This window comes from Martelella sp. HB161492 (assembly GCF_013184775.1).
Classification (GTDB): domain Bacteria; phylum Pseudomonadota; class Alphaproteobacteria; order Rhizobiales; family Rhizobiaceae; genus Martelella.
The window spans coordinates 107,491-119,891 of the sequence record NZ_JAATVV010000013.1 but is presented as its reverse complement, the minus strand read 5'-3'; the positions used below and the strand labels follow the sequence as shown (position 1 = coordinate 119,891).

The following is a 12,401-nucleotide window of genomic DNA, read 5'->3' as shown; positions in this document are numbered from 1 at the left end:
ATTATTCGGCCGCCACCGAAAGCCCTGGCAGCATCGAACCATGGCGCTTCAGATTGATGTGCCAGTCGAAGGCTTCTTCCATGATATGAGGCGTGTGGCCGCCAAGACGGCAGGCACGCTGGAAATAGTCGTTCAGCGCATCGCGGTAGAGCGGGTCAACGCAATTGGCGATGATCGAGCGGGCCCGCTCGCGCGGTGCCAGACCGCGCAGATCCGCAAGGCCGACATCGGTGACGACAATGCCGACATCATGCTCGCTGTGATCGACATGGGAGACCATCGGCACGACCGATGACACCGCTCCGCCCTTGGCCAGCGCCTTGGTGACGAAGATCGAGGCGTAGCCGTTGCGGGCAAAATCCCCCGAACCGCCAATCCCGTTCATCATATGCGTGCCGCCGACATGGGTTGAATTCACATTGCCGTAAATGTCGAATTCCAACGCCGTATTGATGCCGATCGTGCCGAGACGGCGCACGACTTCCGGATGATTGGACACCTCCTGCGGACGCAGGATCAGCCGTGACTTGTAACGATCGAGATCGGCAAAGACCTTGCGATACATCGGCGTGGACAGTGTGATCGACGAGCCCGAGGCAAAGGTGAGCTTGCCGGAATCGAAAAGATCGAAGGTCGAGTCCTGCAGGACTTCTGAGTACATCTTCAGGTTCTCGAAGGGAGAATCGAGAAAGCCGTTCATCACCGCATTGGCGATTGCACCAATGCCGGCCTGCAATGGCAGCAGCGAATTGGTGAGCCGGCCCTTCTTCACCTCATGTTCGAGGAATTCCATCAGATGGCCGGCAATGGCGCGCGTGCCCTCATCAGGCGGCTGGATCTTGGCGGCGCTGTCCTGCTTCTCGGTGATGACGATTGCAGCGATCTTTTCCGGCGGGACCGGAATATAGGGCAGGCCGACCCGGCTTTCCGGCGAAACCACCGGGATCGGACTGCGCGAGGGACGCTGGGCCGGGATAAAGACATCATGCAGGCCGATCAGCGACAGCGGGTGATGGGTATTGACCTCGACAATCACCTTGTCGGCGAGGATGGCGAAACTGGCCGAATTGCCAACGGACGTCGTTGGCACGATGCCGCCATGTTCCAGCACGGCGACGGCCTCGATGACGGCCACATTGACCGGCGCGATCTGGCGCGTGCGCAGCAATTCCACCGTCTGCGACAGATGCTGGTCGATGAACATCACCTCGCCGGAATTGATTTCACCACGCAGCACCGTATCAACCTGGAAGGGCATGCGGCGCGACAGGACGTGCGCTTCGGCCAGTGTCTTGTCGAGGTCATTGCCAAGCGATGCGCCGGTCATCAGCGTGATACGGAAGGGAGCGCTCTTGGCCCGCTCGGCCAGCGCCATCGGCACCGCCATGGCCTCGCCCGCACGGGTGAACCCGCTCATGCCGACCACCATGCCATCCGTAATCAGCGCGGCCGCCTCGCCGGCGCTGACAATCTTTTCGCGAAGGCTCGCATTGCGCACTCTTTGTTCCAAGCCGGAACTCCTCCCTATACTCAAGAATGGTTGCCCGAACGATGCCGGAACCATAGCTTTGGGCGCCGCGAGAAGGCGGGCGTGAGACGTCGGGCCTTGGCGGCAAAAATATCAAAAGCCAGTTTTTGCAGCGCAGCGGCGAAATCACAACCACGACCAAAGTCGATCCGGGCCTTTTCAAGGCGGCATGACATAAATCAAATGACCGGAGCGGCCGCTCTGCTAAAGCCTTTGAGGATTAGGGGGACGCGATTGCGCATTTTGATGGCCGGCAGGAACGCTCTTGCAACATATCAGGTGACGCAGTACAAGGATTTCAGAAATTACTGAAATTCCAGATTTGACAGGACCGGATATGATTTTGTCGCCGATGGCGCAGGACTTTGTCCTACATTTCGGAGAGATGGGAAGCCGTTGGGGAATCAACCGCACGGTCGGGCAGATCTATGCCCTCCTCTATATCGCACCGGAACCGGTCTCTGCCGATGATATCGTTGAAGCGCTGAAGATGTCCCGCTCCAATGTTTCCATGGGGCTGAAGGAGCTGCAGTCCTGGGGACTGCTGAACCTGCGCCATGTTCCGGGCGACCGGCGCGATTATTTCACCACCCCGGAAGATGTCTGGGCAATTCTGAGGATCCTCGCCGAGGAGCGCAAGCGTCGCGAGATCGATCCCACCCTCTCCGTCCTCCGCGATATATTGCAGCGCGAACCGGAAGATGCAGCCGACAGCTATGCCCAGACCCGCATGCATGAAATGCACGCCCTGATCGAACAGCTCACCGGCTGGTATGACGACATCAAGACGCTCGAGACCGAACGGCTGCTGACCCTGCTCACCCTTGGCTCCAAGGTTACCAAACTGCTCGAGACCAAGGACCGGATCATGACGCTTGGAAAGCCGCCCAAGGGCGACAAGGGCAAGGTGGCCTGAGCGATGGACCAGCGTGTTTCCCCCGACAGCGGTACAGTCGCACTCGAGTTGCCCGCAGCCATTGCCGGCAAGGCGGGCAAGAAGCCGCGCACGCCCCGGCGCCGGCGCGAAAAGACCAAGACCACCCCGACCAGCCGCCGCCTGTCCGCCGCTGCCTGGCTGCAGACACTCGCCGAATTGATGTGGGTGCCGCAGGCTGCCTGTCTTGCCAATGCCATTGGCATGATCGCACGCGGCCAGCCCGTTGCCGACATGATGCCGATGGCCGTGATCGTACTGGTTCTCGGTCTTGTGAAAGCCGTGCTGGAGCGTCAGGGTGCAAGGCTTGCCTATCGCGCGGCCCGCTCGATCCTCAGCGAAAAGCGCGACGCCGCGATTGCCGCCATCGCTCACCGCTCGCCGCTTGATACCGCCCGTGCCCCGTCCGGCGAGGCGGCCAGCATCCTCGCCGAGCAGGCCGAACATATCGTGCCTTATCTCGCCCGTTTCCAGACAGCCCGCAAGAAGGCCTCGATCGTGCCGCTGGTCATTCTGGCGGTGATCTTTCCCTTCTCCTGGATCGCAGGCCTTGTGCTGTTGCTGGCGGCGCCGCTGATCCCCGTTTTCATGGCGCTGATTGGCTGGAGCGCCCAGTCCGCGTCGGAAAAACACCTTGCTGATATGGGCACGCTGAACGCCTTTCTGCTTGACCGGCTGCGCGGCCTTGCCACGATCCGCGCCTTCGATGCCGTCGACATGGTTTCAAACCGGCTGCGCGTGCGCGCCGAAAGCCTGCGTATCCGCACCATGGCCGTGCTGAAGGTCGCCTTTCTGACGTCTGCGGTGCTTGAACTTTTCTCTGCACTAGGCGTTGCCATGGCCGCCGCCTATATCGGCTTCCATCTGCTTGGCGAGATCGGCTTTGGCGCCTGGGGCGACAAGCTCACCCTTGCCGAAGGCTTGTTCATCCTGTTGCTGGCGCCAGCCTTTTTCGACCCGCTGCGCATGCTTTCCGCCGTCTGGCATGACCGGGCTTCCGGTGTCGCAGCGCTTGAAGCGCTCGACCGGCTGGCCGAAGGCGGCCTGAAGATGGTTGACGGTGATGCGGACGACATGGCCGCAGTCCCGGCCCGGCCAGCCCGTCTTTCCATTCGCCACCTGAGCTTCACCCATGCCGGTGCATCCGACCCGGTGTTCGAGGATTTTTCCCTCTCCGTCGCCGACGGTGAACATGTGGCCATTCTCGGCCCGTCCGGCAGCGGCAAGTCCACGCTTCTGTCGCTGATTGCCGGTCTTGCTGAAGCCGATCGCGGTTCCGTCGTGATCGATGACGAGACCCTGACATCAGATACGGCCAGCGCCCTGCGACGCCGCATCGCCTGGATCGGCCAGACACCGCATCTTTTTGCCGGTTCGATTGCCGCCAATATCCGGCTCGGCCGCACCGACATCGATGCCGGCGCCGTCGCCCAGGCGCTGACGCTTGCCCGTCTGGACACGACCGCCGAGGCCCATGGCCACGCGCTGATCGGCGAGAACGGCGCCGGTCTTTCCGGTGGCGAGGGGCTGCGCCTGACGCTGGCGCGTGCTGCGGCCGACCGAAAGGCAGGGCTTATCCTTGCCGACGAGCCGACCGCCCATCTTGACAGCGCCACCGCATCCGAAATCACCGAGGCCTTGCTGACGCTCGCCTCCGGGCGGACCATGGTGATTGCAACCCACGATCCAGTCCTTGCAGAACGCATGGATCGTGTCATCATCCTTGAGGGGTTGAACATGAGGGGGCGCCCATGAGACGGGGTGGATTAAGGCCACTCGGCCCGGTCATCCGGCTGTTCCTGAACGAACGCCGGTTCGGGCTGCTTGCCGGTGTCGCGCTGGCCGCAACCACGGTTCTGGCAGGCATTGCCCTTCTCGGCGTGTCTGGCTGGTTTGTCACGGCCACCGGCATCGCCGGGCTCTCCGCCACGGCCGCTCTCGCCTTCGACGTTTTCGCGCCCTCTGCCGCCATCCGTTTCCTCGCCCTGTCGCGCACTGCGGCACGCTATTTCGAACGGCTGCAGACCCATGATTCAACTTTGCGGGTTCTGGCTGGCCTGCGCGTGAAACTGTTTCGCGGTTTCGCCGTGCCGGGTGCTGCCCGCGCCCTCGCCTTCCGCCCTGCCCGGCTGCTCTTCCGGCTGACGGCCGATGTCGACGCGCTTGATTCGCTTTATCTGCGCGTGCTCCTGCCCGGTGCGGTGGCGTTTTTGACCGGACTTGTCGCACTGATCGTGCTCGGCATCCTGTCCTGGCCGCTCGGTTTCGGCGTCGCCGCTGCCATTGTCCTACCGGGCCTCGCGCTGCCGCTTTTGGCGGCAAGAACGGCGGAAAGACCTGCGCGCCGCCGCGCCCATGCGCAGGAAGCACTGCGCGCCCGCGTGGTCGATCTTGTTGCCGGACAAAGCGAACTGGCCCTTGCAGGACGCCTTCAGAACCAGAAACGCATGGTCGCCGATGCCGACCGGCGTGAGCGTGACAGCGATCTTGCCCTCAATGCCATTGAAACCAATACCGGAATGGGTTTTGACATTGTCACCGCCTTCATTCTGGCCGGCGTGCTGATCGCCGGCGCCAGCCTTGCAGCAGCAGGCACCATTACCGCGCCGCTGGCAGCCCTTGCGCTGCTGGTGGCCTTTGCCGCCATGGAACCCTTCGCCGCACTCAGACGCGGCGCCCTGGAGCTTGGACGAACGCTGTTGTCGGCACGCAGGCTCGCCCCCCGTTTTGATGCGGCCGGAGAACCCGCAAGCCGCCCGCAGACACCGCGCGAGGGGCTGGCGCTCTCGCTTAAAGCCGTGACGCAGCACTATGATGGCCGCCGCAAGCCCGCTCTTGCCGGCACGTCGCTTGACATTGCCTGCGGCGAGAAGGTCGCCCTGATCGGTGCGAGCGGTGCTGGAAAATCCTCGCTGATGGCGCTTTTTGCCGGCGAAACCATTGCTGAAGAAGGCCTGGTCTGTGCCCTTCCAACGACCCTTCTGACCCAGCGGACCGAGCTGTTTCGCGACACATTGCGCGCCAATCTCAAGCTTGCAGCTCCGACGGCGGGCGATGCCACCTTGCTGGACGCCCTTGATGCCGCCGGCCTTGGCGAAACGGTCCGCGCTTTGCCGCTCGGCCTCGACACGGAGCTCGGCGAGAGCGGCCTCGGACTTTCCGGCGGTCAGGCCCGGCGCCTGGCGCTTGCCCGTCTCATTTTGCGCGACACCCCGGTCTGGCTCCTGGATGAGCCGACCGAAGGCCTTGACGGGCCGACGGCGCGCGACGTCATGACCCGGCTGTTAAGCCGGGCCGGCAACGACCGCACGGTCGTTATTGCCACCCATATCCGCCGCGAAGCCGAAATGGCAGACCGGCTGATACTGATATCTTCGGGGCGGATTATCGCAAGCCCCAGACGCGGTGAGGACGCCTTTCAGGCCACCCTTGCCACCCTGAGACCGGACTAGTCCGGTCTCTTCGATCACATAAGCTCCGGCTCCGCTCGAGGGGGCGAAGCCTGAAAAACCAGACCCGGTTTGAAAGCGGGAGAGACGCAATGGAACTGGATATCGTGGCGCTATCGCGCCTTCAATTCGCTATGACGGCACTATACCACTTTTTGTTTGTGCCGTTGACGCTGGGCCTTTCCATGATCGTGGCGATCATGGAAACGGTCTACGTCATGTCGGGCCGCCCCATCTGGCGGCAGATGACCAAATTCTGGGGGACGCTGTTTGGCATCAATTTTGTGCTGGGCGTGTCGACCGGTATTGTGATGGAATTCCAGTTCGGCATGAACTGGAGCTATTACAGCCACTATGTCGGTGACATTTTCGGTGCGCCGCTGGCGATTGAAGGCTTGATGGCCTTCTTCCTGGAAGCGACCTTTGTCGGCCTGTTCTTCTTTGGCTGGGACCGAATGTCCAAGGTTGCCCATTTGATCACCGCCTGGTGCGTGGCCATCGGCTCCAACCTGTCGGCATTGTGGATCCTGATCGCCAATGGCTGGATGCAGAACCCGGTCGGCTCCGCATTCAACCCGGCGACGATGCGCATGGAGGTCACGAACTTCTTCCAGGTTCTGACCAATCCCGTCGCTCAGGCCAAGTTCGTCCACACCGTTTCGGCCGGCTATGTCTGTGCCTCGGTCTTCGTTCTTGGCGTTTCGGCCTGGTATATTCTCAAGGGGCGCAACGTCGAACTGGCCAAGCGGTCTATGACGGTTGCCTGTTCCTTCGGTCTGGCTGCGGCGCTGTCGGTCGTCGTTCTTGGTGACGAAAGTGGTTATCTCACCACCGAACATCAGAAGATGAAGCTGGCTGCAATCGAATCGATGTGGAACACCGAACCCGCCCCGGCATCCTTTACCTTGTTCGGCGTGCCCGACATGAAGGATCGTGAAACTCACTTTGCCGTGCGCATTCCGTGGGTCATGGGACTGATCGGGACCCGTTCGCTTGATACGCCGATTGAGGGTATCAACCAGCTTGTCGAACAGGGCAAGACCCAGGTTGAAAACGGCATTCTGGCCTATGATGCTCTGGTCAAGGTCCGCGCGGGCATGGCAAGCGGTACGGCAGATCCGACCGATCAGGCCACGCTCGAGAAATACGGCAACGACCTCGGCTATGCCTATCTGCTGAAGCGCTGGGTTGACGATCCGCGCGATGCGACACCCGCCCAGATCACCATGGCAGCCAACAGCCTGGTTCCGAATGTGCCGACGCTGTTCTGGACATTCCGCATCATGGTTGCATGCGGCTTCGGCTTCATCGCCGTCATGCTGGTCTTCTTCTATCTGTCGGCTCGCCGCCGTCTGGATAGCTACCCCTGGCTGCTGAAGCTGGCTGTGCTGATCATTCCGCTGCCGTGGATTGCCATTGAATGCGGCTGGATCGTTGCGGAATTCGGACGTCAACCCTGGATCATCGAAGGCGTTCTTCCGACCGCCGCCGCTGTCTCCAGCCTTGGCGCTTCGACGGTGCTTCTCACCATCATTGGCTTTGCCGCCATCTATACAATCCTCTTCATCGTCGAAATGGGCCTGATGCTCGCGGGCATCCGTAAAGGTCCGCAGCCCGATCACGGCCCGGAAATGCCGATGCTCGGCATCGGCCAGATCAAGAGCAACGCAGCACCTGCGGAGTAAAAAACCATGGTATTGCACGATCTTATCTCCTACGAAGTCCTCCGCATCATCTGGTGGCTGCTGCTCGGCGTTCTGCTGATCGGCTATGCGATCATGGATGGCTTCGATCTTGGCACAGCGACGCTGCTGCCTTTCGTCGGCCGCAATGACGTTGAAAGACGCATTGTCATCAACACCATCGGACCGGTCTGGGAAGGCAATCAGGTCTGGCTTATTCTTGGTGGTGGTGCCATCTTCGCCGCATGGCCGCTGATCTACGCCGTCTCCTTCTCCGGCTTCTATCTGGCCATGTTCGCGATCCTGTTCGCGCTCATCCTGCGCCCGGTCGGTTTCAAATATCGCTCGAAGCGCGAAAGCGCCGCCTGGCGCAACACCTGGGACTGGCTGCTGTTCATCGGCGGTTTCGTGCCGACGCTGATCATCGGCGTTGCCCTCGGCAACACCCTGCAGGGCGTGCCCTTCCGCTTCGACGATTCGCTCAGGGTCTTCTATGACGGCTCATTCTTCGGCCTTCTGAACCCCTTCGCGCTTCTGACCGGTCTCGTCTGTGTCGCCATGCTCGTCATGCACGGCGCCTCCTGGCTGACCCTGAAGTCCGATGGAGCCGTTGCAGAACGCGCACGCGGCTACGGCGCCATTGCCGGCATCGTGCTGATCGTTCTGTTCGCCCTTGCCGGTGTCTGGCTCTATTACGGCATTGACGGCTATGCCTTCACCGCCGCTGTCGATCCCGCTGGCCCGTCCAACCCGTTGATGAGCGAAGTTGTCCGGCAAAAGGGTGCCTGGTTCACCAATTACGGCAAATATCCCTGGATGATCCTGGCCCCCGTGCTCGGCTTCCTCGGTGCGCTGGGTGCAATCATCGGCTTCAAGTCGAAGAAGGAAATCTTCGGCATGCTGTCCTCGTCGATTTCGGTCTTCGGCATTGTCGCAACGCCCGGTGTCGCCATGTTCCCCTTCATCCTGCCCTCGTCGGAACATCCGACCAGCAGCCTGACGGTATGGGATTCGTCCTCCAGCCACCTGACCCTCTTCATCATGCTGGTCTGCTCGGTGATCTTCGTTCCGATCATCATCGCCTATACGAGCTGGGTCTACCACATCATGTGGGGCAAGGTGACGCCCAAGGACATCACCAAGGAAGGCGGCCACGCCTACTGATCGACGGATGCGGGCCGCCCGCGCGGCCCCTCCTCCTCCAACGAACAAGGAGACTTGACTATGTGGTATTTCGCCTGGGTCCTCGGCCTTCCGCTGGCAGCACTGTTCGCCGTGCTGAACGCCATGTGGTACGAAATGATGGATGACGCCGCGAAGGAAAAGAAGGGCTGATCTGCCCCATCCAGTTCATTGCGGACAAGGAAAAGCCGGAACGGGAAACCGTTCCGGCTTTTTGCTATTCGCTCCAAGACGACTCAGATCCGCTTTCCGGCGAGCTTCTCGTCTTCGGCATCAATATGGGCCGCGACCTTGCGGTCGGCCGGATAGATCTCGAGGTAATGCCGCCAGACGGCAAGCGCCTGTTCCATACGCCCGGATTGCTCAAGGATCGTCGCCATCAGCGCCAGCGAGCCGATATCGCGCGGTTCAAGCGCCAGCACCGCCTGCAGATCATCCATGCTCTTGTGGTAATTGTGATCGGCGTAATGCAGCTGCGCCCGTTTGCGGTGCCCTGCCGGATCGCCCGGATCGAGTGCGATCGCTTCGCTCAGGAAATCAAGCGCCGCCGCCGGATGTTGCTGATTTCTGGCATCGTCGGACCAGGCGATCAGCAGCCGGACCGTAGCGCTGTCCGAGTAATCGAGATCCTCGTCAATCCGCGCGGCGATCGTTGCCGCTTCATCGGCATCACGGGTCTTTTTCAGCGAGGAAAACAGAAGATCAAGCGATGCAGCCTCGCTTTCATTCGAAAGCGGCGCTTGCTGGTCAGCAACAGACGCCATCTCCTCGGCAAAACTTGCCGTGCCGGAGAGCAGAATGAATGCCAGAACGGGGAGCACAGAAAAACGCATGACGGGAATCATATCCCGTCATGGCGAAAAATCAAAGCAAATGCTGGAACCGGACAATCAGCCCTGACGAGCCTTGAAGCGCGGGTTCTGCTTGTTGATGATGTAAACACGACCCTTGCGGCGAACCAGACGGTTTTCGCGATGGCGGGCCTTCAGCGCTTTGAGCGAATTCTTGATCTTCATTTTTTCGATCCGCGTAAATTAACCGCGCTCGACTTCTCACAAGGCGGTCCGTTTCATATCAAAAGCGCGCCAGATCGGCGCGCTTGCTCGTGGGGGTGTGAATAGCGAAAGACTCCGCCCAAGTCAACCGCCGAGAGGCGGCTGCAGCACAGTAACATGGCCCATTTTTCGTCCCGGACGCCTTTCTGCCTTGCCATAGAGGTGGACATAGGCACCTGCAGTGTTCATCCAGCGGGCAATATCCAGCATGTCGTCGCCGATCAGATTATACATGACGCAGTCACTGTGACGCATCGGATCGATCAGCGGCAGACCGCATACGGCACGGATATGCTGATCAAACTGCGAAATGACGCAGGCCGCCTCGGTCCAGTGACCTGAATTATGCACGCGCGGGGCAAATTCATTGGCAATCAGCTGCTGGTCGGGCGTGACGAAGAATTCGATACCGGCCACACCGACATAGCCGAGCGCACCGAGCAGGCGCTCAGCCGCCAGCACGGCATCCTCAGCCACGGCAGGCGCAATCGCCGCCGGCACGGTCGAGGTTCTCAGGATGCCCTCACGGTGGACATTCTCCGCCACATCGAAACAGACAACCGAGCCGTCGGCACCGCGTGCGGCGATCACCGAGACCTCGCGCTCGAAGGCAATCCACTGCTCGAAAATCGCAGGCTGACCGTTCAGCGCGGCAAAGGCGCCTTCGGGGTCATTATTCTCGCCGTCAAAAACCCACTGGCCCTTGCCGTCATAACCGAAGCGGCGGGTTTTCAGCACGCCCCGCCCGCCGTGGGTCTTGAGCGCGGCGGTGAGGTCATCCAGCGTGTCAACGGCGACAAAGCCGGCCGTTGTGATGCCGCATTCATTGAGAAAGCGCTTCTCTGTCAGCCGGTCCTGCGAGACCGACAGCGCCCGCGCCGGCGGATAGACCGGACGGCGGGCAGCGAGCCGGGTTGCCGTACGTTCCGGCACATTCTCGAATTCATAGGTGATGATGTCGCATGCATCCGCCATCGCCGCGAGTCCCGCCTCATCGTCATAGGCAGCAACAATATGCTGATTGGCGACCTGGGCCGCCGGGCAGTCCGGGTCAGGCTCCAGAATGACAGTGCGGATCGACAGGCGGGCAGCAGCCATGGCCAGCATGCGGCCAAGCTGTCCGCCGCCGACGATGCCAATGGTTCTCATGTTCTATTCGTCCTCATCGATGGGATATTCGGCGACCGCCTCGCTCTGGCGGGCCCTGTATTCGTCAAGCCTGAGCGCAATCTCCGGGTCAGCAAGCGCCAGCACGGCAGCAGCCAGCAGCGCCGCATTCACGGCGCCGGCACGGCCAATGGCCAGCGTTCCGACCGGGATACCAGCCGGCATCTGAACGATCGACAACAGGCTGTCCTGGCCTGACAGTGCCCGCGACTGAACCGGCACGCCGAAAACCGGCAACGGCGTCAGCGCCGCCGCCATGCCCGGCAGATGCGCGGCGCCGCCAGCACCGGCAATAATGACCTGAAAGCCTTCCGCCCGCGCACCGCGGGCAAAGGCATAAAGTCTTTCAGGCGTGCGATGGGCGGAGACAATGCGGGCCTCATAGCCGATACCGAGGATCTCCAGCATATCGGCGGCGTTCTTCATCGTGTCCCAGTCCGACTGGGACCCCATGATGATGGCAACGGGCGGTGTATCAATCTCGGTCATCGGCTTCCGTCTTCAGGCAGATTTGATGATAGCGGCACCATAGGTTCGTACCGAACAGCTTATGTATCCTGCGATACCAGAAGACGCCATACCACCAAAGCAAGAATGAGGAAAGCCAGCGGCAAAATGCCCGAAAATTGCCGCCCGAATCATAATTCCGCCTTCGACAACGACCTCTTCTTGTGTCAGACTAATATTGCAAATTGATGACCAAGGAGACCATCCATAAGGATGGAAATAACGAAGGAAGGACGTGAATGATGACTGTTCAGACTCACATCGCCTCTCTCGAAGAAAAGCACGCCGATCTCGAAAAGAAATTGCGTCACGTAATGACATCCCCTTCCAGCAACGACGAGGAAATCTCCGAACTCAAGCGCCGCAAACTTCAGCTTAAAGACGAAATGAAACGGATGCAGACCGCATCGAACTGATGCTCTCGGCATAAGTGTCCGAAAGAGCCTCCCGGCGCGCCACAATGGTCAATGCCCGGGGGGCTTTTTTGTGCGCTGCCAGCGCCGGTGCGACATCGCGATGGCGTCAAATGTCATCGACCTTTTTCTTCTTCTCGATCACGCCGACCCGCAGCATCACCTCATTTGGAATGTCATAGGTCGCCGTCAGGTGGTGATCACTCTTCAGCCCGAGATAGTCACGCTGGATGAACAGCGCAAAGGCCTTGTCCGCGGCATTCTGGACCAGGGCATCGCGGTCCAGATTGGAGCCGGGCGTCTCGTCGTGCCGCTTCAGCGCCGCAAGCGCCTGTTCAAGATCACGCCCGAGCCGGCCAAGTGCTTCCGCCGTCTCCTTCAGGAGCTCCTCGGAAAAGGCGTTGAACTGGCGTTCTACGGCATCGGGGCGATCCGATTTCATCGATGTGAGCCGCGGCATGACACATCCTTTCAAAAAACATGA

General features: G+C 60.8%; 13 protein-coding genes. 7 read left to right on the top strand and 6 right to left on the bottom strand.

The features are described from left to right. Position 1: 1 nt before the first annotated feature. A complete protein-coding gene (locus tag HCK86_RS19860) occupies positions 2-1,510 on the bottom strand; it encodes an acetyl-CoA hydrolase/transferase family protein (protein WP_246739688.1) in 1,509 nt (502 codons plus the stop codon). A 355-nt stretch (positions 1,511-1,865) separates the two neighbouring features. Here HCK86_RS19860 and HCK86_RS19855 point away from each other — a divergent pair, with 355 nt between their 5' ends. The 6 genes from HCK86_RS19855 (at position 1,866) to cydX (ending at position 8,928) form a co-directional block, all read left to right on the top strand. Then, positions 1,866-2,444, top strand: a complete 579-nt coding sequence (locus HCK86_RS19855; RefSeq protein WP_176086218.1) for a GbsR/MarR family transcriptional regulator — start codon at positions 1,866-1,868, stop codon at positions 2,442-2,444. Between the two features lie 3 nt (positions 2,445-2,447). Then, entirely contained in the window at positions 2,448-4,217 is a 1,770-nt protein-coding gene (gene cydD, locus HCK86_RS19850; RefSeq protein WP_176086217.1) for a thiol reductant ABC exporter subunit CydD, read from the top strand. Then, positions 4,214-5,914: a thiol reductant ABC exporter subunit CydC gene (cydC, locus tag HCK86_RS19845; protein WP_176086216.1), complete on the top strand. Its 1,701-nt coding sequence runs from the start codon at positions 4,214-4,216 to the stop codon at positions 5,912-5,914. Before cydD ends, cydC begins: the two co-directional genes overlap by 4 nt. An 89-nt stretch (positions 5,915-6,003) precedes the next feature. Then, positions 6,004-7,596, top strand: coding sequence for a cytochrome ubiquinol oxidase subunit I (locus HCK86_RS19840; RefSeq protein WP_176086215.1), 1,593 nt, complete (start codon positions 6,004-6,006; stop codon positions 7,594-7,596). A 6-nt stretch (positions 7,597-7,602) separates the two neighbouring features. After that, complete coding sequence (cydB, locus tag HCK86_RS19835) at positions 7,603-8,757, top strand: cytochrome d ubiquinol oxidase subunit II (RefSeq protein WP_176086214.1); 1,155 nt, start codon at positions 7,603-7,605, stop codon at positions 8,755-8,757. Between the two features lie 60 nt (positions 8,758-8,817). Next, positions 8,818-8,928 (top strand): cytochrome bd-I oxidase subunit CydX, encoded by a 111-nt coding sequence (cydX, locus tag HCK86_RS19830; protein WP_176086213.1) that lies wholly within the window; start codon positions 8,818-8,820, stop codon positions 8,926-8,928. A gap of 83 nt (positions 8,929-9,011) precedes the next feature. Here cydX and HCK86_RS19825 read toward each other — a convergent pair whose 3' ends face one another. The 4 genes from HCK86_RS19825 to purE all read right to left on the bottom strand — a co-directional run bounded on the left by HCK86_RS19825 (position 9,012) and on the right by purE (position 11,486). Beyond that, complete coding sequence (locus HCK86_RS19825; protein ID WP_176086212.1) at positions 9,012-9,608, bottom strand: hypothetical protein; 597 nt, start codon at positions 9,606-9,608, stop codon at positions 9,012-9,014. Positions 9,609-9,665: 57 nt separating this feature from the next. Further along, on the bottom strand, positions 9,666-9,791 hold the full coding sequence (gene ykgO / locus HCK86_RS19820) for a type B 50S ribosomal protein L36 (RefSeq protein ID WP_165217824.1): 126 nt from the start codon (positions 9,789-9,791) through the stop codon (positions 9,666-9,668). Between the two features lie 123 nt (positions 9,792-9,914). Next, on the bottom strand, positions 9,915-10,979 hold the full coding sequence (locus HCK86_RS19815) for a 5-(carboxyamino)imidazole ribonucleotide synthase (RefSeq protein ID WP_176086211.1): 1,065 nt from the start codon (positions 10,977-10,979) through the stop codon (positions 9,915-9,917). A 3-nt stretch (positions 10,980-10,982) separates the two neighbouring features. Further along, a complete protein-coding gene (purE, locus tag HCK86_RS19810; protein WP_176086210.1) occupies positions 10,983-11,486 on the bottom strand; it encodes a 5-(carboxyamino)imidazole ribonucleotide mutase in 504 nt (167 codons plus the stop codon). Between the two features lie 260 nt (positions 11,487-11,746). On the opposite strand from purE, the gene HCK86_RS19805 reads away from it, so the two are divergent. Next, positions 11,747-11,920 (top strand): DUF465 domain-containing protein, encoded by a 174-nt coding sequence (locus HCK86_RS19805; RefSeq protein WP_176086264.1) that lies wholly within the window; start codon positions 11,747-11,749, stop codon positions 11,918-11,920. A 106-nt stretch (positions 11,921-12,026) separates the two neighbouring features. Here the strand turns inward: HCK86_RS19805 and HCK86_RS19800 are convergent, their stop codons facing one another. After that, positions 12,027-12,377 carry a DUF6665 family protein gene (locus tag HCK86_RS19800; protein ID WP_210259974.1) on the bottom strand — a complete coding sequence of 117 codons (351 nt, stop codon included), beginning with the start codon at positions 12,375-12,377 and terminating at the stop codon, positions 12,027-12,029. Positions 12,378-12,401: the final 24 nt, after the last annotated feature.

Coding starts and splice junctions, on each gene's coding strand:
- HCK86_RS19805 (WP_176086264.1), top strand. CDS start 11,747: ATGACTGTTCAGACTCACATCGCCTCTCTCGAAGAAAAGCACGCCGAT.
- HCK86_RS19840 (WP_176086215.1), top strand. CDS start 6,004: ATGGAACTGGATATCGTGGCGCTATCGCGCCTTCAATTCGCTATGACG.
- HCK86_RS19855 (WP_176086218.1), top strand. CDS start 1,866: ATGATTTTGTCGCCGATGGCGCAGGACTTTGTCCTACATTTCGGAGAG.
- purE (WP_176086210.1), bottom strand. CDS start 11,486: ATGACCGAGATTGATACACCGCCCGTTGCCATCATCATGGGGTCCCAG.
- HCK86_RS19825 (WP_176086212.1), bottom strand. CDS start 9,608: ATGCGTTTTTCTGTGCTCCCCGTTCTGGCATTCATTCTGCTCTCCGGC.
- cydC (WP_176086216.1), top strand. CDS start 4,214: ATGAGACGGGGTGGATTAAGGCCACTCGGCCCGGTCATCCGGCTGTTC.
- cydB (WP_176086214.1), top strand. CDS start 7,603: ATGGTATTGCACGATCTTATCTCCTACGAAGTCCTCCGCATCATCTGG.
- ykgO (WP_165217824.1), bottom strand. CDS start 9,791: ATGAAGATCAAGAATTCGCTCAAAGCGCTGAAGGCCCGCCATCGCGAA.
- cydD (WP_176086217.1), top strand. CDS start 2,448: ATGGACCAGCGTGTTTCCCCCGACAGCGGTACAGTCGCACTCGAGTTG.
- cydX (WP_176086213.1), top strand. CDS start 8,818: ATGTGGTATTTCGCCTGGGTCCTCGGCCTTCCGCTGGCAGCACTGTTC.
- HCK86_RS19800 (WP_210259974.1), bottom strand. CDS start 12,377: ATGCCGCGGCTCACATCGATGAAATCGGATCGCCCCGATGCCGTAGAA.
- HCK86_RS19815 (WP_176086211.1), bottom strand. CDS start 10,979: ATGAGAACCATTGGCATCGTCGGCGGCGGACAGCTTGGCCGCATGCTG.